We start from the raw sequence: 21,517 nt of genomic DNA, 5'->3' as shown, positions 1-21,517 counted from the left end.
AATTTTAATTTTAATCAAAATAAATATCCTGTGGCGGATCGCCACAGGATATTTGCTAGTTCCAGAAATCTTTCAGGAGATTCGTCTGATTCCGGTCAGGTCCTACCGAAAAGATGGAAACACTGACACCTGTCAGCCGTTCGATCTCTTCAAGGTAGTTTCTCGCATTGTCCGGAAGGTCTTCCATGCGTTTCACGTCTGTGATGTCTTCCTGCCATCCGGGCATTTCCTTGAAGATCGGCTTGGCACGCTCGAGTGCATCCAATGTTGCCGGATATTCGGTGATCTCTTTCCCGTCTATCTCATAGGCTGTACAGATCTTGACCGTATCAAGTCCACTCAATACGTCGATGGAGTTGAGTGAGAGGTCGGTGATGCCGCTTACGCGTCTCGAGTGGCGGACGACAACGCTGTCGAACCAGCCTACACGGCGTGCACGGCCGGTTGTCGTTCCGTATTCACGTCCGACTTCCCTGATATGATCGCCGCTGTCGTCGAACAATTCTGTCGGGAATGGACCATCACCGACTCTTGAAGTATAGGCCTTGCATACTCCGACAATGCTTTTGACGGATGTCGGACCGACGCCGCAGCCGACTGTGACGTTGCCGGCAACCGGGTTGCTGGACGTGACGAACGGGTATGTACCGTGGTCGATATCGAGCATGACTCCCTGGGCTCCTTCAAAAAGCACTTTCTGATTGGCCTGGAATGCATCATCAAGCACTTTTGCCGTGTCCGTCACGTAAGGTGCCAGACGCTCGGCCGCTTTCTGGTAGGATTCGAAGATTTCATCGAAAGTGAACCCTTCGCGGCCATACAGCGCTTTGAACATATGGTTCTTGATTTCGAGATTCTCTTCAAGCCTTTTTCTGAACACCGGTTCATCTATCAGATCCGCCATGCGGATGCCGATCCGTTGCACCTTGTCCACGTAGCATGGGCCGATGCCGCGTTTCGTCGTACCGATCTTGTTGTCCCCACGGGCTTCCTCTTCCAATTCATCCTGCAGGAGGTGGTAGGGGAGGATGACCTGTGCACGGTTTGAAATTCTCAGGTTGTCCACGGATATGCCACGTTCGATTAGCCCATCAAGTTCCTTGATGATGGAAAGCGGGTCGATGACCACACCATTGCCGATCAATGAAATCTTATCATCATAGAATATACCTGAAGGTACGAGATGCAGCTTGTATGTTTCGCCACCGAACTGGATGGTGTGGCCTGCATTGTTTCCTCCGGAGAAGCGCGCGATGATATCCGCGTCTTCTGACAGGAAGTCTGTGATTTTACCTTTTCCTTCGTCGCCCCATTGCGTTCCGACTACTACTGTTCCAGACATATGTTTGCCCCCAATTTTTTCATTGAAATACCGTAATCATTCTATCAATAAGAATGCATGAATGCAATAAAAATACGAACGTTTTTATAATGGTCATATAAAAACATTCGTAAATTTAATTCGGTGGGATATAACCGTCATCATATCCCCTGTTATCCTGATCGAAGAAACTGCTGTAGGATTTGTTGAATATCAGTTTTACAGTTCCCGTCGGCCCATTCCTGTGCTTGGCCAGGATGATTTCTATCTCATCCTGCTCCCTCTGGGCGCCTTCTGCGTCCTCTTCGCCATCTCCCCGGACATAGTAGTCCTCGCGGTAGAGGAAGGCGACGATGTCGGCATCCTGCTCGATCGATCCGGATTCCCGCAGGTCGCTCATCATCGGACGCTTGTCCTGGCGTGTTTCCACACTTCTTGAAAGCTGACTCAGGGCGATGACTGGACATTCCATCTCGCGTGCCAGTGCTTTGAGCATACGTGAGATTTCGGAAACTTCCTGCTGACGGTTGTCACTTCTCTTATTGCTCGACCCCTGGATCAGCTGGAGGTAGTCGATGATCACCATATCAAGCCCATGCTCCTGCTTCAGACGCATGCATTTGGAACGGATATCGTTGACCCGGATGCCCGGCGCATCATCGATGAATATCTTCGATTCTGCCAGACTCCCGATGGCGGTCGTGAAGTTATCCCAGTCGTCATGATTGAGATTCCCCTGACGCAGTTTCGTCGCGTCGATCATTCCCTGGCTTGAAATCATACGGGAGACCAGCTGATCGGCCCCCATCTCCAGCGAGAAGATTGCTACGGTATGCTTTTCAGCAGAGGTACCGACGTGTCCCGCAATATTCAGGGCAAAGGCCGTCTTACCCATGGAAGGACGGGCGGCCAGTATGATGAGGTCATTCCGGTTGAAGCCCGATGTCATGAAATCAAGGTCACGGTAGCCTGTCGGGATTCCGGTCGTCGTATCCGTCTGCCCGGCCCGTGCCTCGACCTGCTCATACACTTCATGCACAACGGATTTCATCGATTTGAAGCCTTCGTTGCGCCGGTTTTCGGAGATGGACATGATTCTTGATTCTGCCTCCGTCAGGAGATCTTCGATATCCGCCTCCTCGGAAAACCCTTCATTCGCAATCTCTTCAGCCGTCTGGATCAGCTTCCTTTTGAGGGCGTATCTCGCCACGATATCCACATAGAAACCGACGTTGCGGCTCGTCGGCACAACATTGGAGAGTTCCGCCAGATATCTCGGACCACCGACTGAATTGAGCACTTCCATGCTCTTCAGCTGATTGATCAGTGTGACCACATCAATGTTCTGATGGTTTTCACTCAAGATCCCCATTGCCCGGTAGATGTGCTGGTGTTCTGAACGGTAGAAATCTTCCGGCTCCAGCGTTTCTGCTGTGGAAATGAAAATTTCGGGATTGATCAGAATGGCACCAAGGACAGACTGCTCCGCTTCCATATTGTGCGGCATCTGCTGATGTATATCCAAAATCAATCCCTCCCTGGATTTCTATTGCTCAACAACATGCACCTTGATTTCTGCATGGACTTCCGGATGAATTTTCACATTCATCTTATGGTATCCAAGGCTCTTCAATGGCTGGGACATGTCGATCTTTCTTTTATCCAGCTTGATGCCATGCTGCTTATCGTAGGCTTCCGCTACCTGCTTTGAACTGATGGAACCGAACAGGCGGCCATCCTCGCCGGATTTCGTCTTGATTTCGACTTCCTTCTGTTCCAGCTCCTCTTTAAGCACCTTCGCCTCTTCCAGCTCCTGCTGGGCCTTTTCCGCTTCTCTATCCTGCTGTTCTTTCAGTTTCTTCAGGTTTGCCGGCGTCGCTTCCTCAGCCAGCCCCTTCTTGAGCAGGAAGTTCTGTGCATATCCTGTAGCGACTTCTTTCACTTCGCCTTTTTTGCCTTTATTCTTGACGTCATTCAGAAAAATCACTTTCATTCCGCTTCACTCCTGTTATAAAGTATTTCATCTATCACTTCGACGAGCTCATCGTAGAGTTCGTCCATTGTCTTGTCGGTTACACGCGTCGCTGCATTGGACAGGTGACCGCCCCCGCCGAGGGCTTCCATCACTAGCTGTACATTCATCTCGCCAAATGAGCGCGCGGAGATGCCGATGGATTCATCTTCCCTTGTGGCCATTACGAAGGAGGCCTGGACACCTTCAATCTGCAGCAGCTGGTCGGCCGCCTGGGCGACGGTGACCGGGTGATATGTCATGGATTGGTCAGCCTTGACGATGGCAATGCCATTATCCATGATTTCAGCCGATTTGATCAGGTCGCTTCTTGCGATGTACGTATCGATATCATCCTTCAGGAATGTCTGGGCGAGGACCGGATCGGCCCCGTTGCTTCTCAGGAAGCTTGCAGCATCGAATGTCCGCGACCCTGTACGGAGCGTATAGTTCCGCGTATCCACGATGATTCCCGTAAGCATGATCGTCGCTTCCAGGCGGGAGAGCTTCTTCTCCTTGTTCTGGTATTCAAGCAGCTCAGCCACAAGTTCACTTGCGCTGGAAGCATATGGCTCCATATAGACGAGCAGGGGATTGGAGATGAAGTCATCGGAGCGTCTGTGGTGGTCGATGATGACTTTCCGCGTCGCCTTGTTCAGAATCACTTCGTCGAGCACCATGCTCGGGCGGTGGGTATCCACAACGACGACGGTCGTTCTTGGATTCATCTTCTCCCAGGCCTCTTCTGAAGTCACAAACATCTCCATCAGATCTTCGCGTTCCTGCAGCTCCTTCATCATACGCTGCAATGTTTCATCTATATCCTCATCATTCAGTACGATATGCGCCTCGATACCATTCATCGAAGCAATTTTGGCGACACCGATGGCCGAGCCCAATGAATCCATATCCGGATGCTTGTGACCCATGATGAGCACATTGTCCCCTTCTAGAAGGATATCCCTGAGGGCATGCGAGATGACACGCGCCTTCACGCGCGTCCGCTTCTCCATCGGATCAGTCTTTCCGCCGTAGAATCTGGCATTTCCATTCATTGCTTTGATGGCCACCTGGTCACCGCCGCGTCCAAGGGCAAGGTCAAGACTCGACTGGGCCAGTTCGCCGACTTCTATATAGTCGTCCGAACCTTCCCCGATACCGATGCTCAAGGTGATCTGGGCTCCAAGCTCCTGCGAGCGGTCCCGTACTTCATCGAGCAGGTTGAAGCGTGTCGACTCGATATCTTTCAGGCTCTTGGAATTCAGCAGTACGATGAAGCGGTCCTGTGAGAACCGGCGGATATAGATATGATGCCGGTTGGCCCATTCGTTGATCGTGTTCGTAATGCTGTTGTTGAGCTCGCTTTTCAGGGCTTCGCTCATGTTCTGCGTCACTTCATCATAGTTATCAAGGAACAGGATGCCGAGCACCGGCTGCTTGTCTTCAAGCTCCGTCTCGCGATTGCGCTGACTCGTAATGTCGATCAGATGAAGCGCCTGGTGCTTTTCATCCCAATAGATTTTATAATATTTGTCATTATATGTCGATTCTGTCGTACTGATGTTATTCGCCTTCAGTGTCGTCATGATGTTCGGGAACAGCCGGTTGATCGGCGCACTCATATTTTCCTTCGAAATTTCCTTGCACATATAGTCGTTCATCCACTCGATTTCATCATCATCGTTCAATATGATGAGCCCCATCGGCAATTCATCAATGGCATACTGCTTGCTTCCGGCAATATCCACCACCATCTGGCGGAACCTGTTTTCATTGATGACAAAAGAGCGGTAGAGGTACATGAATAGAAGTGTCATGAGAATGGTACTTACGATTAGAAAGAGCAGGCCAATTCTGAAATGGTTCGTCAGCACAAAAATATTCATTACCAGAATATGAAATGCTGCAATGGCGAAAGGTATGAAAACCATTTTCTTGTCCAGCACATTATACATTCCCGTCACTTCCTTTTCGTCTGTAGTAGAGTCCTTAGCCTGAAGATCATTTCAAATATGCCGATCAATAGTGTGAGCGGCCTTAGGATCGCCAATGGAACCAGCAGCAGTATGGAAAGCACCATATTCAGGTTCTTTTCCCTGAAGAAGAAATAGCTGAAGCTGAGACCATGGAGGAAGATGGCCCATTCAAGCACGACCAGCAGATTGCCCATTGTCGATTGGGCGGTTGTTCCCTCGGTTGTAAAAAATGATACTATAAACACGATCAAAAATAAATATAGGATGAATCGTGGGAAGGCCCAATCCTTGAATGACCGGTAATTCCAAAGCTTTATTGACGAGGATTTGAACAGAACCCGCTGCATCAGTACAGTGTAGAGGGCAAGCATGAACGAAATCACCGTGACATAGGCAGGCAGATTGATGAATATCTGATCCATGGAAGCACGCATGATATCGGCGTCAAATGTGGAGGACGCGAGCGTGCCATACATCTCAATCTGTTCCATGTACCAGTTGCGGAAGTCCAGGTAGATATTCGAGAGGGGTTGGATGAATCCGAGACCCTGCAGGAGGTTCAATCCGCCAATGATGCCGAGCATCAGTGTAAATGTCACATAGAAGAGGGTAAGCTCCTGCGACACCTCTTTTTCCAGTGTGCGGTGCACTACTGTAGCCACTATATATAATACCACAAACCATAGCCATGCATCCGGTGACAGGAGCAGAACTGCAGGTATGAGGAAACTGATGAATGTCAGCCAAAAATGATAGTTCGACCGATGTTTCAGGTCAACAAGGAAATACACGGCGAACGGCAGCAGGACCGCGCCGAAAAGCAGACTGATGTCGGCAAGTGTAATGAACACAAATACAATAAGCAGTACGAGCATCAGTTGAAGCATTGATACTTTTTTATCCAATTTTCCACTCCTCCAACCATAAAATAAAGCTCCTAAACGAATAGGAGCATCCAGTACTGTTTATTATAACGCTTCAAGCTTTTCCTGACCACTCATATACGGTCTGAGCACTTCAGGGATGGTCACTGAACCGTCTTCATTCTGATAGTTTTCAAGGAGGGCAGCCATCGTCCGGCCGACTGCAAGTCCACTGCCATTCAACGTGTGCAGGAACGCGGGCTTTGCGCCTTTTTCCCGCTTGAATTTGATGTTCCCCCGACGGGCCTGGAAATCCGTCATGTTGGAGATGGAACTGATTTCCTTGTAGTCGTCATAGCTTGGCAGCCATACTTCCACATCATATGTTTTGGAAGAACCGAAACCGATGTCTCCTGTACACAGCAGCACAGTGCGGTGCGGTATCTCGAGCAGGTTCAAAATATTTTCAGCATGTGCGGTCATCTCCTCGAGGGCACCCCAGGAATCTTCCGGACGTTCCACGCGCACCATTTCCACCTTATTGAACTGGTGGAGACGAATGAGACCGCGTGTATCCCTCCCGGCAGATCCCGCTTCACTTCTGAAGCAGGCAGTCTGTGCGGTGAATTTCACCGGCAGCTGAGCATCCTCCAGTGTTTCGTCCTTATAGAAGTTCGTCAGCGTGACTTCGGAGGTTGGGATCGTATACATCTCCATGCCGTCGATCTTGAAGAGATCCTCCTCAAATTTCGGCAGCTGACCCGTTGAATACATCGCTTCCGCACGGACGATCTGCGGGGTCATCATTTCCCTGTAGCCGTTCTTGTTGTGCACATCGAGCATGAAGTTCATCAGGGCCCGTTCCAGACGTGCACCATCGCCGGTATGATAGACGAACCGTGCACCGGATACTTTCGCCGCCCGTTCGAAATCGGCGAGCTCGAGATCCTCGAGGATATCCCAGTGGGCTTTCGGTTCGAAATCGAACCGGCGCGGGTCTCCCGTCCTGCGTATTTCAACATTCTCAGTATCGTCCGCACCTTCCGGCACATCGTCATGTATCAGGTTCGGTACACGGCTCATCCTGTCTTCAAAATCCGCTTTGACGTCGTTGAGCCGGGCATCGATGTCCTTGATGTCTTCCCCGACCTGGCGCATGGCCTGGATGGCATCATCGGCGTTTTCCTTGTTGCGCTTCTTCTGGGCGATTTCCTCTGAAACCCTGTTGCGCTCCTTCTTAAGCTCCTCGGTCTCCTGGATCAGCTTTCTCCGGGACTCATCAAGCTCCAGTATTTCATCTATTATTGCAGGATCCACCCCGCGCTTCTGCGTCTTTTCTTTTACCTTTTCAACCTCGTTGCGAATCAGTTTGATATCCAGCATAAGCCTAACCTCCATATTTATAGAAATAAAAGATACCACGCCCCGGAAAGGGACGTGGTATACGCGTTGCCACCCTAATTTGATGCATGAAGCATCATCTCATCGATTTAACGGTACGGGGTACCGGCCACTCTTGTCGAAGGATGGAAATTCATATTCCCCTGTGGCCATTTTCACCATCCATGGCCTCTCTGCAGACAAGTGGAACACTACTGTTTCCTTCAAGCGGCTGATATTCAGCTTGGTACTATTCTATTATGAATATCCTGAAAATGCAAGGTACTGCCTACAGGGTAAGACCTGGACGCTCATATACGACTTTGCCTTCGGCAATGACCGTATGCGCATGGTTGACGCCGTAGTGGTAGGGGACATATTCATGGTTTGGCACATCCCAAAGCACTATATCTCCAGAATCTCCCGCTTCCAGCGTCCCTGAATCCGCACCGATGGCGTGGGCCGCATTCACCGTCACAGCGTTCCAGATCTCGTTCGGCGTCATCTTCAGCTTCAGGCTCGCAATCGCCATGATCATCTGGAGATTGTCCGTCACACAGCTGCCCGGGTTGTAGTCGGTCGCAAGGCTTACAGCACCGCCCTGTTCAATCATTCCCCGGGCATCAGCATACTTATCTTTCCCAAGATAGAAGGTTGTCCCCGGGAGGAGTACCGCAACCGTACCACTGTCCTGTAGCATCCTTTTGCCTGCATCACTTGCGGCGACGAGGTGGTCGGCACTGATGGCATCCTGTTCGAGGGCCAATTCCAGCCCGCCGAGCGGATCGATTTCATCCGCATGGATTTTGACTTTCATCCCTTTCTCATTTGCAGCTTTCATATACCTTCTCGACTGTTCGATTGTGAAGACGCCCGTCTCACAGAAGATGTCCGCAAAATCGGCATAGTCTTTCGCTTCATCCAGCAGTTCGATCATGTCATCAAGGAAGGCCTCACCATCGGTGCCTTTCGGGATTGCGTGCGGACCAAGGAAGGTATGCCGCATCGTAATGGGGAATTTCTTGGATATTTCCCGGGAAACTTTAAGCTGCTTCAGCTCATTTTCACGATCCAGTCCGTAGCCGCTCTTGCTTTCGATGGTGAGCACACCATGCTGGATCATGCGGGTGATGTTCTTCGATGCCTTATCCAGCAGTTCCTGATGTGTCGCTTTCCGCGTCTGCTCGACTGTATTCAATATACCGCCGCCCTGTTCAAGGATCTTCAAATAGTCGACGCCCTGGCGCTTGAGCGCCATTTCATGCTCTCGTGAGCCCCCATGCACCACATGCGTATGCGGATCGACGAGGGCAGGGGAGGCGATCATGCCGCCGGCATCGATGATTTCCGAGGCTTCGTATTCATCGTTTTCTTCCCCTCTGTAGACGACCCTGCCATCCTTGAGGACGATCATCGCCTGATCGATGATCTCCAGTTCATCCATTTCCTTGCCTTTGAGTGGTCCATCACTTTTCTTCGGCAGGATGAGTGCCTTTATATTTCTGATGATGATATCGTTCATGACTGATTCTCCTTTAGCATTGGAATATTGACGCCTCTCTCTTTGGCTGTATCGATCGCAATGTCGTATCCTGCATCGGCATGCCTGGCAACTCCCATGCCCGGGTCGCTCGTGAGCACACGCTCAAGCCGGCGCTGTGCATTTTCGGTACCATCCGCAACGACCACCATACCTGCATGCAGGGAATAGCCCATGCCGACACCACCGCCGTGGTGGACGCTGATCCAGGAGCCGCCGGCTGCCGTATTGACGAGTGCATTCAGTATCGCCCAGTCGCCGACGGCGTCGCTGCCGTCCTTCATGCTTTCGGTCTCCCGGTTCGGACTGGCGACTGAACCGCTGTCGAGATGATCGCGTCCGATGACGACCGGAGCGGAGATTTCGCCACTCGCAACCATTTCATTCAAAGCAAGCCCCATCTTTGCACGTTCACCGTAGCCGAGCCATGCAATCCTCGCCGGCAGCCCCTGGAATGCGATCTTCTCCTGGGCCATGTCCAGCCATCGGAGCAGCTTTTCATTCTCCGGGAACAGTTCGCGCATCTTCCTGTCCGCCGCTTCGATATCCTTCGAATCTCCGCTCAGTGCCACAAATCGGAAAGGCCCCTTGCCTTCACAGAAGAGGGGACGGATGTAGGCTGGAACGAAGCCCGGAAAATCGAAGGCGTTGTCCACTCCTTCGTCAAAAGCGACCTGGCGGATATTGTTGCCGTAGTCGAAGACGATTGAACCATTCTTCTGGAACTCGAGCATCGCTTCAACATGGCTTGCCATGGACCGTGAGGAGAGTCTGACATACTCTTTCGGATCCAATTCCCGCAGCTTCACAGCTTCTTCCAGGCTGTACCCTTCAGGGACGTAGCCGTTCAGTGGGTCGTGGGCGGACGTCTGGTCGGTCACCACATCTATTTTGAACTTGCGCCTCAGTATTTCATGATGGACCTCAGCGGCATTTCCAAGAAGGCCGATGGAGAGTGCTTCACCATTATCCCTTGCCTTCTCAGCCATCCTCAGTGCTTCATCCAGTGAATCCGTCTTCGTATCAAGATAGCGTGTATCGATCCGCTTCTGAATTCGTGTCGGATCGACTTCCACACAGATGGCGACCCCTTCGTTCATTGTCACGGCAAGCGGCTGGGCGCCCCCCATGCCGCCGAGTCCGGCGGTCAGGGTGATCGTTCCGCGCAGCGTACCGTCATAGTTCTGGTTCGCAAGCTCGGCAAATGTCTCATATGTCCCCTGGACGATCCCCTGGGAGCCGATATAGATCCAGCTGCCCGCCGTCATCTGGCCGTACATCATCAGCCCTTTTTTATCCAGTTCGTTGAAGTGGTCCCAGTTTGCCCATTTCGGCACAAGCACCGAGTTGGATAGAAGGACGCGCGGCGCCTCCTCATGCGTCCTGAAGACCGCCACCGGTTTGCCGGACTGGATCAGCATCGTCTCATCCTTCTCGAGGGTGCGCAATGTCTCCTCGATAGCTTCAAACGCCTCCCAGTTCCTTGCCGCCTTGCCGATGCCCCCGTAGACGACCAGGTCCTCAGGACGTTCGGCCACTTCAGGATCCAGATTGTTGTACAGCATCCGTAGGGCCGCCTCCTGTTCCCATCCTTTACATTCCAGTTCCAACCCTTTTTTCGCAGTGATTTTTCTAGCAGCGATTTTTCTAGACATATTCTGCCACCCCTTTGATTTGTTTGAGTTCGTCCGATAGTATTTTTATATCTTTGCTAAAATTGCGGTCCTGGCTGATGAAGGCCACGTAACCGCGGTATGTGTCGAATTTCTCCCGCGTCTCCGGCGACAGCTTGTCCTCCCCCTTGATTTCGACAGCTGTCAGTGCGATGAACAGTTCGATTGCCAGCACATTCCTGACATTCCCAATGATGTCCCTGGCATGACGGGCGCCGATTGTCCCCATGGAGACGTGATCCTCCTGGTTGGCGGATGACGGTATGGAGTCGACGCTCGCCGGGTGGGCGAGTGTCTTGTTTTCGGACACGAGGCTTGCTGCTGCATACTGCAGAATCATCGCCCCGGACTGCAGTCCCTCCTGCGGGCTGAGGAATGCCGGAAGATCTCCATTCAGTGCTGGATTGACGAGCCGTTCGATGCGCCGTTCCGATATGTTCGCCATTTCGCTGACGCCGATCTTGAGCAGGTCCATCGCAATCGCAATCGGCTGACCATGGAAGTTCCCGCCTGAAATCACTTCGTCCTCCCCGAAAATCAGAGGATTGTCATTGGCGGCATTCATCTCGATCTCGAGTTTTTCCTTCACATAGGCCAGGGTCTGCAACGAGGCGCCATGGACCTGTGGGATGCATCTGAGCGAATAGGCATCCTGGACCCGGACTTCCCCCTGGCGCGTCGTAAGCTTTGAGCCTTCCAGCAGATCGCGCATCCTTTCGGCCACTTCGACCTGTTCCCTGTAACCCCGAGAGAGGTGCACCTTTTCATTGAATGCATCCGTAATGCCGTTCAGTGCCTGATGGGTGAGGGCGGCGATCCACATGCTGTCATCCATGATCTTTTCCGCTTCGATGTAGTTGATCAGCCCCTGGGCCGTCATCGGCTGGGTGCCATTGATCAGTGCCAGGCCTTCCTTCGCCTCCAGCCTCAGCGGTCGGATATTCAGTGCATCAAGCACTTCCTCCGATGCCCACAGGCGTCCCTCATAAAATACTTCCCCTTCGCCGATGAGTGCAATTGCCAGATGGGCGAGGGGGGCGAGGTCCCCGGAAGCACCGAGTGATCCCTGTTCAGGCACTTTCGGAATGATCCGCCGGTTGATGAATGTCTTCAGCTGGTCGACCAGTGCAACTGTGACGCCGGAGTGGCCCTTCAGCAGAGTATTCAATCTCAGCACCATCATCGTCAGTACCGTTTGTTCTGCAAACGGCCTGCCCACACCACACGAGTGCGAGCGGATCAGATTGACCTGCAGCTCGGCCGTCCTGTCCCCGGAAATCCTTACATCGCTGAACAGGCCGAATCCGGTTGTGATTCCATATATCGTCTTCCCCTGTGCGATGATGTTTTCCACCGTTCTTCTTGATTCACGTACATTGCGATAGGCTGCTTCTGAAATTTCGACCGTGCTCCTGTCATCTGCGAGGAATGCCTTCATCCTGTCGATTGTCAGATTCTCTCCGGTCAGTGTTAGAACTGTCATATTTACGCCTCCTTCAAGCATTAAAAAAAGACACAGCCATCCCTTCGGGATGTTCAGTGTCTCTAATAGCTGATGTCTGTGACATGATTATTCGATTATCTTCTAGATATGGTTGATGCCAAGACCGAGCGTCTCGTGCTCCTTGCCTTTTATGGGTGCACCGATGGTGCCATAGAAGCATACAGCGATCCATTCCCCTTCGTCATCCTCCGGGTACGGACGTCCCCTGACAATCGAAAAGGACAGTCCTACAGTACGCATCACTTCACCCACGCTCAGTTTGCCACGCGTCACACCTTCAGCCGCTTCGATGATTGCATGGTAGAGTGCATGCGTTTCACGATACATCTCCCCATTGATCAGCTGGTTGCGTTTTGCCGCCGTCTCCACGGAGGAGATGACCTTCTTCAGATCCATCGATCCGACTTTTCCTGTAGTTACTCTGAAAGACTGATACTCCGGCATCAGTTCACTTGCCGTACCGGCGCCCACCAGGGCGACGAGTGTCGCATACTTGCCAAATTCACGCTGTTGATTCGGATTCATTGATCTACCTCTTTAAAATCCATCTATGGTTATTTATCTGATTCACTAATGACTACCCTTATTATAGCGCTTTCATGAAAGAAGCGCAATTCGTCATCCAATAAAAAACCCTGGCCTTTGGCCAGGGTCGTAATCATCCGGGAATTGCTGCTATTCCTCGGTGTCTTCCATTGGTTCAGTATCTGCAGCTTCGGATTCGTCCAGCTCGAGCGTCTCCTCTTCAAGCTCTTCCTTGACCTTGGCCACCGTCGCCACCTGCTGGTCTCCTGTCATCTTGATCAGCCTGACCCCCTGGGTGTTCCTGCCGGTCGTCGAGACTTCCTCCATGACCAGACGGATGATGACACCATGGTTCGTGACGATCATCAGATCTTCATCACCATCGATGGCGGCGATATAGACAAGCTTGCCGATGCGTTCCGTAAGGTTGGCCGTCTTTACGCCCATACCGCCGCGTTTTGTAATCCGGTATTCCGCCTCAGGTGTGCATTTTCCATAGCCATTGTCGGTTACGACGAGGATGGACTGCCCTTCAGACAGGACGTCGAGTCCGATTACATAGTCTTCTCCGCGCAGCTTGATGCCTTTCACGCCTGCAGCCGTCCGGCCCATCGTCCGTATCTGTGCTTCAGGGAACCGGATCAGGTTGCCGTCCCGCGTTCCGAGGATCACTTCCTTGGAACCATCCGTCAGACGGACGGCAAGCAGTTCATCATCGCCCCGGAAGGAGATCGCGATCTTGCCATTCTTATTGATGCGTTCGAAGTTGTCCAGCGTCGAACGTTTCACAAGTCCATTCTTCGTGGCGAATACCAGGAATTTATCCTCCGTATCCTCATCCTTCACCCCGATCATGGTGCTGATCACTTCACCCTTGTCGATTTCCAGCATGTTGACGATCGGTATGCCTTTCGACTGTCGGGACAATTCAGGGATTTCGTAGCCTTTCAGACGGTATACCCGGCCCTTGTTCGTGAAGAACATGATGTAGTCATGGGTGCTCATCGTCACGATCTGGCTGACGAAGTCATCTTCAATCGTATTCATGCCCTGTACGCCGCGTCCGCCCCGATGCTGCGCGCGGTAGGTGGAGGAGGGCAGGCGTTTGATGTAGTTGTTGTGACTGAGTGTCACGACAATCTGCTCTTCCGGGATGAGGTCCTCATCCTCGATGTCGGACAGGCTGCCGAGCGTAATCTCGGTCTTGCGGTCGTCACCGTACTTCTCCTTGATTTCAGTCAGTTCCTCGCGGATGATTTCAAGCAGCTTGTCATCGTCTGCAAGAATCTCCTTCAAGTACTGGATCGTCTTCAGTATTTCATTGTACTCATCCTCGATCTTGCCGCGTTCAAGTCCTGTGAGGCGTCTGAGACGCATATCAAGGATTGCCTGGGACTGGCGTTCCGACAGGTTGAACTCTTCCATCAGTCCATTCCTTGCCGCTTCGTCATTCTGGGATCCGCGGATGAGCGCGATGATTTCATCGATGTTATCGAGTGCGATCTTCAGCCCTTCGAGTATATGGGCACGGTCTTCTGCACGTTTCAGATCGAACTTCGTCCGTCTTGTGATGATGACTTTCTGGTGTTCAAGGTAGTGGGCGAGGATTTCCTTCAGACCCATTATCTTTGGCTGGCCTTTGACAAGCGCCAGCATGTTGATGCCGAAACTCGTCTGCAGTGGGGTCTGCTTGTAGAGGTTGTTCAGGATGACATTGGCATTCTTATCCTTGCGGATCTCTATGATGATCTTGACCCCTGCCGTAAGACTCGTCTCATCCCGCAGGTCGGTGATGCCTTCGATCTTCTTGTCTCGGGCAAGCTCGGCAATCTTTTCAACCAGTCTTGCCTTGTTGACCTGGTAGGGGATTTCGGAGATGACAATGCGTTCCTTGCCGTTGCTCATCATTTCGATTTCACAGCGTGAGCGCATGATGACGGAACCGCGTCCTGTTTCGTATGCCTGTCTGATGCCGCTTTTGCCGACAATCAGTCCGGCAGTCGGAAAGTCCGGGCCTTTCACATGCTCCATCAGTTCGGGCAGGGTGACCTCACTGTCGTCAGCGTACGCAAGGACCGCATCGATGATTTCTGTCAGATTATGCGGCGGAATGTTTGTCGCCATGCCGACCGCGATACCGCTCGTCCCATTGACGAGCAGGTTCGGGAATCTCGAAGGGAGCACGACGGGCTCGCGTTCATTGCCGTCATAGTTGTCCTGGAAGTCGATGGTGTCCTTGTTGATATCGCGCATCAGCTCCATGGAGATCCTGCTCATCCTCGCCTCGGTGTAACGCATCGCCGCAGCGCTGTCGCCGTCCATGGAACCAAAGTTCCCCTGGCCGTCGACGAGCGGATAGCGGTAGCTGAAATCCTGCGCCATACGCACCATGGCGTCATAGATCGAGGAGTCGCCGTGCGGGTGGTATTTACCCATGACGTCCCCGACGATCCTGGCCGATTTCTTGTATGGCTTCTCGGAAGTCATCCCATTGTCATGCATGCCGTACAATATCCTGCGGTGGACCGGCTTCATGCCATCCCGCACGTCCGGCAGTGCCCGGGAAACGATGACACTCATCGCATAGTCCAGGAAGGATGTCCGCATCTCTTTGCTTATGTTGGTTTCTTTCAATCTATCCGTTCTGTCATTCATTCAAAATAACCTCCACTGATTAAACGTCAAGATTTTGGACGTATAATGCATTTTCTTCAATAAAGTTCCTTCTGTGCTCGACGATATCCCCCATCAGCATTTCGAATGTCTGGTCTGCATCGACCGCATCCTCCAGGGTCACCTGGAGCAGTGTCCTGAAGTCGGGATCCATCGTCGTCTCCCACAGCTGATCCGCGTTCATCTCGCCGAGGCCCTTGTATCTTGCCAGGGAAATCTTGGGTGTGTCCTTGAGTTCGCTTCTGAGGGTCTCGAGCTCCCTGTCATCAAATACATAGTATTTGTTCTTTCCCTGTTCCACCTTATAGAGCGGCGGCTGGGCGATATATACATAGCCTGCTTCGATGAGCGGTTTCATGAAACGGTAGAAGAAGGTCAGAAGCAGTGTACGGATGTGTGCACCATCGACATCGGCATCCGTCATGATGACGATCTTGTGATAGCGGGCTTTGGACAGGTCGAACTCTTCGCCGATGCCTGTACCGAGCGCCGTAATCATGGAACGGATCTCATTGTTGTTCAAAATCTTGTCGAGGCGGGCCTTTTCCACGTTCAGGATCTTCCCGCGGAGCGGAAGGATTGCCTGGGTCGTGGAGTTGCGTCCGGATTTTGCAGAACCTCCGGCGGAATCCCCCTCGACGATGAACAGCTCGCTCTTTGCAGGATCCTTGCTCGAACAGTCGGCGAGTTTCCCCGGCAGGCTGGATATTTCGAGTGCGGATTTCCTGCGTGTCATTTCCCGGGCCTTCTTGGCTGCCACCCTTGCACGCTGGGCGGTAAGGCCTTTTTCCACGATGATTTTTGCGGAAGTCGGATTTTCAAGCAGGAAACGTTCGAATCCTTCACTGAAAAGCTGGTCGGTGATCAGCCTTGCTTCCGAGTTGCCGAATTTCGTCTTCGTCTGGCCCTCGAACTGCGGATCCGTATGCTTGATCGACACGACTGCCGTCATGCCTTCGCGGACATCCTCGCCGCTCAGACGGTCTTCGCCATCCTTGATGATCCGGTTTTTGAAGCCATAGCTGTTGATGACTTTTGTCAGTGCACGCTTGAAGCCGTCTTCATGTGTACCGCCTTCATACGTATGGATGTTGTTGGCATAGGACATCAGTGTCGAGTTGTAGCCGTTGTTATACTGCAGGGCGATTTCAACTTCCACTTCGTCCCTTTCGCTGTGCATATAGATGACTTCATCATGCAGAACCTCGCGCGTCTCGTTCATCTGCTCGACATATGACTTGATGCCACCTTCGTAGTAGTACTGGAAGGAGACGTCTTCCTCCCCCCGTTCATCGAACAGGTTGATTTCAAGCCCCTTGTTCAGGAAGGCGAGTTCCTTGATGCGTTTCTGCAGCACTTCGATATCGTATTCCGTCGTCTCTGTAAAGATCTCATCATCCGCCTTGAAACGGATTTCCGTACCGGTCTTGTCCGTCTCGCCGATGACCTTCAGATCAAAATCGGGCACGCCTCTCGTATAGCTCTGGTGATGGATCTTGCCGTCAAGGTGCACATAGACCTCAAGCGTTTCACTCAGCGCATTTACGACGGAGGAACCGACGCCGTGCAGGCCGCCGGATACCTTATATCCGCCACCGCCGAATTTACCGCCGGCGTGGAGCACTGTCAGAATGACTTCGACCGCAGGACGGCCCATCTTCTCCTGGATATCCACCGGGATGCCGCGGCCGTTATCGGTCACCTTCACCCAGTTGTCCTCTTCGATTGTGATGCTGATGCGATCGGCATGACCTGCCATCGCCTCGTCAATGCTGTTATCTACAATTTCCCATACGAGATGGTGCAGCCCTTTTGAAGCTGTAGAGCCGATATACATTCCCGGGCGTTTACGGACCGCTTCCAATCCTTCCAAAACTTGTATCTGCTCAGCGCCATACTGTTCCATATTCTTTTCAGCCATATTATCACCTTCCATTATACTTTCACCTTGCCGTCTTCTATGCCAAGTGCCTGCATCTCATCCATGATTGCGTGGTTGATGTCACTGATCGACGTTGTCGTGACGAACGTCTGGACCCTGTTTCGTATCGAGGTCAAGAGATGCGACTGTCTCGTCTCATCCAATTCACTCAGTACATCATCCAGAAGCAGTATCGGGTATTCCCCGATCTCCTCATTGATCAGTTCGAGTTCGGCCAGTTTCACCGACAGGGCTGTGGTCCGCTGCTGACCCTGTGAACCATATGTCTGGACATCGAAATCATTGATATAGAACGCAATATCATCCCTGTGCGGACCGATCAGCGCCTGGCCCCGTTCAATCTCCCGCTCGAGCGTATCCTGAAGCAGCCCCCTGAGCTCCAGCTCAAGTGCACCCACTTCAGTCGCCTCGTACTTTATATTCGGCTTGTACCTGACGGCCAGGATTTCCTGGCCATTCGATATATCCGAGTGTATCTTCCGGGCATACTTTTCAATCGTATCCACGAATTGCTGCCTCTTTAAAATAATTAAACTTGCATAGTATGCAAGTTGTTCATTCAACACATCGATCATGACCCGATCGACATTCTTCTGTTTTAGGTAGTTGTTCTTCTGGGCCAGCACCTTCTGGTAGCCGCTCAGCATGTTGATATACACTTTCGAAATCTGGCCGCATTCCATATTGATGAATTTGCGCCTGATCTGCGGGGACCCTTTGACGATGTTGAGGTCTTCCGGGGCAAAAAGCACCACATTCAAGTGTCCGATATACTGGCTCAGTTTCGATACTTCCATATGATTGACCTTCGCCCGTTTGCCCCTGCTACTGACGCTCAGGGACAACGGCAGGTTGCTGTAGGAAGTCGTGATATTGCCATTGACGAATGCCTCGTCCTGGTTGAAGCGTATCAATTCCTTATCCTTTGAAGTCCGGTGACTTTTCGCCAGTGCAAGGAAATAGATCGATTCAAGCAGGTTCGTCTTTCCCTGGGCATTCCGGCCGATGAAAATATTAAGTTTTGGATGAAATTCGAGATCCAGTGTTTCATAATTCCTGAAATTGCCAAGGTGTATGCGGTTTAAGATCATTGGGAATATTCTATCCTAAACTGGCCGAATTCCCCCAGATCCACTTCATCACCTTCATGCAGCTTCTTCCCTCTGCGGTTTTCTGGCTCTCCGTTCAACAGCACTTCATTCTCCTGCAGGAACCATTTGGCCTCTCCGCCGGTCCCTATGATACCTTCGTGCTTCAGAAATTGTCCTAATGTAATGAGTTCGTCAAATCGGATACTTTCCATGCACTCATCCTCCTTAATCTCACTACTACATTATACTACATTTTCGGATAAATTTCACTCCAAACGCCCAAATAAAGCCATAGGAGCGCCCAAGTAGACAAATAAGGTTTCACCCCTGGAAATATAAAAAGCGACTGAGACCCCCTTTTTTTAGATTCTGGGGCTCAGTCGCAGATTTGATTCAATATTAATATGTCCGAATCGGCAGGATCAGCTGGACGACCGCATCCGATTCAGCCGCCTTCAGTGTGAATGGGCGCATCGTACCGAAGAATTCGATCACGACTTCGTCATCGTTGATTGCTTTCAGCGCATCCATCATGTATTTGGAGTTGAAGGAGATCTTCAGGTCTTCGCCTTCCACTTTTCCAGTATTGATATCTTCATGCACCGTACCGACTTCCGGTGAGTTCGATGACAGCGCGACACCGCCATTTTCCACACTCATGCGGATGACATTGTTGCCGCCTTCACGTGCCAATAGGGATACACGGTCAATCGCATGATAGAACTCCCCATTGTTCACCGTCACTTTCGTTTCGTAGTTTTCGGGGAACAGGCGGGATGTATCCGGATAGTTCCCTTCAAGCAGCCTGGAGATGAAGCGCATGTTGCCATAGCTGAACAGCACCTGGTTCTGTGAAAAGTGGATTTCCACTTCATTGTCCGAATCATTGATGATCTTGTTCAGTTCCGTCAGCGATTTTCCGGGAATGATGGCATGCATGCTGTCCATTCCAAACTGGTCCCCTTCAAGTTTTCTGAGGGCGAGTCTATGGGAGTCGGTGGCAGTGAACTGGATGCCGCTGTCTTGGAACTGCCAGTTCACCCCGGTCAATACTGGACGTGTTTCGGAAAGGGAGACTGCGAAGTTGGTCTGATTGATGATGTTCTTCAGTACAGTTGAAGGCAGGATGATGCTTTCCTCATCGTTGACTTCAGGAAGCAGCGGGTATTGGTCCGGATCGTTTCCGCTCAGGTTGAATTCGGATTGGGAAGCTGAAATCTTTGTCTGGAATGCATCATTTGTTTCGAGTTCTACAAAATTGCCGGACAGCTTCTTGATGATATCCACAAAGAATCTTCCAGATAGTACAACTGTACCTGTTTCATGGATTTCAAGGATTTCTTCATTATCAATTTCAGTGGGAATGGTGATTTCAATAGAAATTTCAGAATCACTACCAGTAAGAAGCAAATGATCCTCTTTCACTTCAATTTTTATGCCATTGAGAATCGGCAATGTCGTCCGGGGAGAAATTGCCTTGAGACAATGATTCAGCTGTTCGATGAAATACTGGCGGTTAATACTGATTTTCATAAGTTAATGACTCCTTATATATATTGATTAGTATTTTAAGTAATAACAGTAGTAAGGCCTGTGGATTTGTGGATAAGTCCATTCAGGCCAGACCAGGAGAGTTATCCACATGTTGGTAAACTGTTTGTTACAGTGTAACATTTATCCACAGTGTTCACACTTTTAATTGATACGGTTTTCTACCTCTTCCAGCTCCTGTTTGAAGCGTTCATCTTCTGTAATCATCTTCGAAATCTTTTCATGGGCATGGATGACGGTGGAGTGGTCCCGCCCGCCAAAAACCTCTCCAATCTTCGGCAGCGAGTAATCGGTGAGCTCCCGGGCGAGGTACATCGCAATCTGCCTCGGAAAAGCAATTGATTTCGTCCGTTTTTTGGAAGCGAACGATTCGATCTGGATATCATAGAATGAAGCGACCGCCTCCTGGATATCCGTAATCGTAATCTTCTTGGATTTTGACTGGGTGACCAGGTCCTTGAGTGCTTCCGAAACCATTTCGGGCGTCAGGGGCTGGTTGACGAGCTTCGAGTACGCAGCCACACGGGTCAGAGCACCTTCGAGTTCCCGGATGTTCGTGTGGATATGGTTCGCAATGTAGATCATCGCTTCATTGGGGATCTCCACTTTCTCCTCCTCACACTTCTTGCGGAGGATGGCAATCCGCGTCTCAAGGTCAGGCGGGGTGATATCAGTGATCAGCCCCCATTCGAAACGGGATCTGAGCCTGTCCTCGAGCGTCGGAATCTCCTTCGGAGTACGGTCGCTCGAGATGACGATCTGCTTGTTGTCTTCATGGAGCGCATTGAACGTATGGAAGAACTCCTCCTGGGTGGATTCCTTTCCTGCGAGGAACTGGATATCATCGATCAGGAGTACATCGACATTGCGGTAGCGGTTCCTGAACTCTTCAGTCTTGTTGTCACGGATCGAATTGATGAATTCATTGGTGAACTTTTCGCTCGACAGATATGCCACTTTCGCGTTTGGCCGATGCTCAAGCACATAGTGGCCGATGGCATGCATGAGGTGGGTCTTGCCAAGGCCGACGCCGCCATAGATGAAGAGCGGATTGTAGGCTTTGGCCGGGGCTTCAGCCACGGCGAGCGATGCTGCATGACTGAAGCGGTTCCCGTTTCCGATGACGAATGTCTCAAAAGTATTGTTTACATTGAGCTGGTTGTTCACAGGAACTTCAGGTTCGGGCGCCGTCCTTGCCGGAAGCTGCGCCGGCGCCTCCTCTTCTTCGGTGACAATCCTGATTTCAGGCTTCTCTCCCATGACCTCGAACAGCTGCTCCTGGATGAGCCCACTATAGTTCTTTTCAAGCCAGTCCCTCTGAAACTGGGTATCCGCTTTGATCACAGCCGTCTCATTGTCCAGGTGGATCATTGAAGTATCCTGGAACCATGTCTGGTAGCTTGCATTGGCAATGGTCCCTTTGATGCCTTTCAGCGTATTCTCCCAGATTTCCTTAATACTACTCAT

The 21,517-nt window shown here is 51.3% G+C and carries 16 protein-coding genes; all 16 read right to left on the bottom strand.

From position 1 onward, the window contains the following. Window positions 1-55: 55 nt before the first annotated feature. Window positions 56-1,342, bottom strand: a complete 1,287-nt coding sequence (locus tag RQP18_RS00080; RefSeq protein WP_342388162.1) for an adenylosuccinate synthase — start codon at window positions 1,340-1,342, stop codon at window positions 56-58. Between the two features lie 115 nt (window positions 1,343-1,457). Further along, complete coding sequence (gene dnaB / locus RQP18_RS00075) at window positions 1,458-2,828, bottom strand: replicative DNA helicase (protein WP_031546795.1); 1,371 nt, start codon at window positions 2,826-2,828, stop codon at window positions 1,458-1,460. Between the two features lie 39 nt (window positions 2,829-2,867). Next, window positions 2,868-3,314 carry a 50S ribosomal protein L9 gene (gene rplI, locus RQP18_RS00070; protein ID WP_342388161.1) on the bottom strand — a complete coding sequence of 149 codons (447 nt, stop codon included), beginning with the start codon at window positions 3,312-3,314 and terminating at the stop codon, window positions 2,868-2,870. Beyond that, window positions 3,311-5,287, bottom strand: coding sequence for a DHH family phosphoesterase (locus RQP18_RS00065; protein WP_342388160.1), 1,977 nt, complete (start codon window positions 5,285-5,287; stop codon window positions 3,311-3,313). The genes rplI and RQP18_RS00065 overlap by 4 nt, the downstream gene beginning before the upstream one ends. 5 nt (window positions 5,288-5,292) lie before the next feature. Then, window positions 5,293-6,213 carry a DUF2232 domain-containing protein gene (locus RQP18_RS00060; protein ID WP_342388159.1) on the bottom strand — a complete coding sequence of 307 codons (921 nt, stop codon included), beginning with the start codon at window positions 6,211-6,213 and terminating at the stop codon, window positions 5,293-5,295. Between the two features lie 63 nt (window positions 6,214-6,276). Beyond that, complete coding sequence (serS, locus tag RQP18_RS00055) at window positions 6,277-7,554, bottom strand: serine--tRNA ligase (protein ID WP_342388158.1); 1,278 nt, start codon at window positions 7,552-7,554, stop codon at window positions 6,277-6,279. 286 nt (window positions 7,555-7,840) lie between these two features. Beyond that, complete coding sequence (gene hutI / locus RQP18_RS00050) at window positions 7,841-9,073, bottom strand: imidazolonepropionase (protein ID WP_342388157.1); 1,233 nt, start codon at window positions 9,071-9,073, stop codon at window positions 7,841-7,843. Beyond that, complete coding sequence (hutU, locus tag RQP18_RS00045; RefSeq protein ID WP_342388156.1) at window positions 9,070-10,746, bottom strand: urocanate hydratase; 1,677 nt, start codon at window positions 10,744-10,746, stop codon at window positions 9,070-9,072. The genes hutI and hutU overlap by 4 nt, the downstream gene beginning before the upstream one ends. Beyond that, a complete protein-coding gene (gene hutH, locus RQP18_RS00040; protein WP_342388155.1) occupies window positions 10,739-12,247 on the bottom strand; it encodes a histidine ammonia-lyase in 1,509 nt (502 codons plus the stop codon). The genes hutU and hutH overlap by 8 nt, the downstream gene beginning before the upstream one ends. 102 nt (window positions 12,248-12,349) lie before the next feature. Then, window positions 12,350-12,793 carry a hut operon transcriptional regulator HutP gene (hutP, locus tag RQP18_RS00035; protein WP_342388154.1) on the bottom strand — a complete coding sequence of 148 codons (444 nt, stop codon included), beginning with the start codon at window positions 12,791-12,793 and terminating at the stop codon, window positions 12,350-12,352. A 150-nt stretch (window positions 12,794-12,943) separates the two neighbouring features. Next, window positions 12,944-15,448, bottom strand: coding sequence for a DNA gyrase subunit A (gene gyrA, locus RQP18_RS00030; RefSeq protein WP_342388153.1), 2,505 nt, complete (start codon window positions 15,446-15,448; stop codon window positions 12,944-12,946). A 19-nt stretch (window positions 15,449-15,467) separates the two neighbouring features. Continuing rightward, window positions 15,468-17,387 (bottom strand): DNA topoisomerase (ATP-hydrolyzing) subunit B, encoded by a 1,920-nt coding sequence (gene gyrB, locus RQP18_RS00025; RefSeq protein ID WP_342388152.1) that lies wholly within the window; start codon window positions 17,385-17,387, stop codon window positions 15,468-15,470. A gap of 14 nt (window positions 17,388-17,401) precedes the next feature. After that, on the bottom strand, window positions 17,402-18,499 hold the full coding sequence (gene recF, locus RQP18_RS00020) for a DNA replication/repair protein RecF (RefSeq protein ID WP_342388151.1): 1,098 nt from the start codon (window positions 18,497-18,499) through the stop codon (window positions 17,402-17,404). Further along, window positions 18,496-18,711, bottom strand: coding sequence for a S4 domain-containing protein YaaA (gene yaaA / locus RQP18_RS00015; protein WP_342388150.1), 216 nt, complete (start codon window positions 18,709-18,711; stop codon window positions 18,496-18,498). Before yaaA ends, recF begins: the two co-directional genes overlap by 4 nt. Before the next feature lie 187 nt (window positions 18,712-18,898). After that, complete coding sequence (gene dnaN, locus RQP18_RS00010) at window positions 18,899-20,032, bottom strand: DNA polymerase III subunit beta (protein ID WP_342388149.1); 1,134 nt, start codon at window positions 20,030-20,032, stop codon at window positions 18,899-18,901. Between the two features lie 162 nt (window positions 20,033-20,194). Further along, on the bottom strand, window positions 20,195-21,517 hold the full coding sequence (gene dnaA, locus RQP18_RS00005; RefSeq protein ID WP_373446090.1) for a chromosomal replication initiator protein DnaA: 1,323 nt from the start codon (window positions 21,515-21,517) through the stop codon (window positions 20,195-20,197).

Source organism: Salinicoccus sp. Bachu38, assembly GCF_038561955.2.
Lineage (GTDB): Bacteria > Bacillota > Bacilli > Staphylococcales > Salinicoccaceae > Salinicoccus > Salinicoccus bachuensis.
Note: the sequence above shows the minus strand (reverse complement) of the source record. Positions and strands in the feature narration are given on the sequence as shown.

Coding starts and splice junctions, on each gene's coding strand:
- RQP18_RS00080 (WP_342388162.1), bottom strand. CDS start 1,342: ATGTCTGGAACAGTAGTAGTCGGAACGCAATGGGGCGACGAAGGAAAA.
- dnaB (WP_031546795.1), bottom strand. CDS start 2,828: ATGCCGCACAATATGGAAGCGGAGCAGTCTGTCCTTGGTGCCATTCTG.
- rplI (WP_342388161.1), bottom strand. CDS start 3,314: ATGAAAGTGATTTTTCTGAATGACGTCAAGAATAAAGGCAAAAAAGGC.
- RQP18_RS00065 (WP_342388160.1), bottom strand. CDS start 5,287: ATGTATAATGTGCTGGACAAGAAAATGGTTTTCATACCTTTCGCCATT.
- serS (WP_342388158.1), bottom strand. CDS start 7,554: ATGCTGGATATCAAACTGATTCGCAACGAGGTTGAAAAGGTAAAAGAA.
- hutI (WP_342388157.1), bottom strand. CDS start 9,073: ATGAACGATATCATCATCAGAAATATAAAGGCACTCATCCTGCCGAAG.
- hutU (WP_342388156.1), bottom strand. CDS start 10,746: ATGTCTAGAAAAATCGCTGCTAGAAAAATCACTGCGAAAAAAGGGTTG.
- hutH (WP_342388155.1), bottom strand. CDS start 12,247: ATGACAGTTCTAACACTGACCGGAGAGAATCTGACAATCGACAGGATG.
- hutP (WP_342388154.1), bottom strand. CDS start 12,793: ATGAATCCGAATCAACAGCGTGAATTTGGCAAGTATGCGACACTCGTC.
- gyrA (WP_342388153.1), bottom strand. CDS start 15,448: ATGAATGACAGAACGGATAGATTGAAAGAAACCAACATAAGCAAAGAG.
- gyrB (WP_342388152.1), bottom strand. CDS start 17,387: ATGGCTGAAAAGAATATGGAACAGTATGGCGCTGAGCAGATACAAGTT.
- recF (WP_342388151.1), bottom strand. CDS start 18,499: ATGATCTTAAACCGCATACACCTTGGCAATTTCAGGAATTATGAAACA.
- yaaA (WP_342388150.1), bottom strand. CDS start 18,711: ATGGAAAGTATCCGATTTGACGAACTCATTACATTAGGACAATTTCTG.
- dnaN (WP_342388149.1), bottom strand. CDS start 20,032: ATGAAAATCAGTATTAACCGCCAGTATTTCATCGAACAGCTGAATCAT.
- dnaA (WP_373446090.1), bottom strand. CDS start 21,517: ATGAGTAGTATTAAGGAAATCTGGGAGAATACGCTGAAAGGCATCAAA.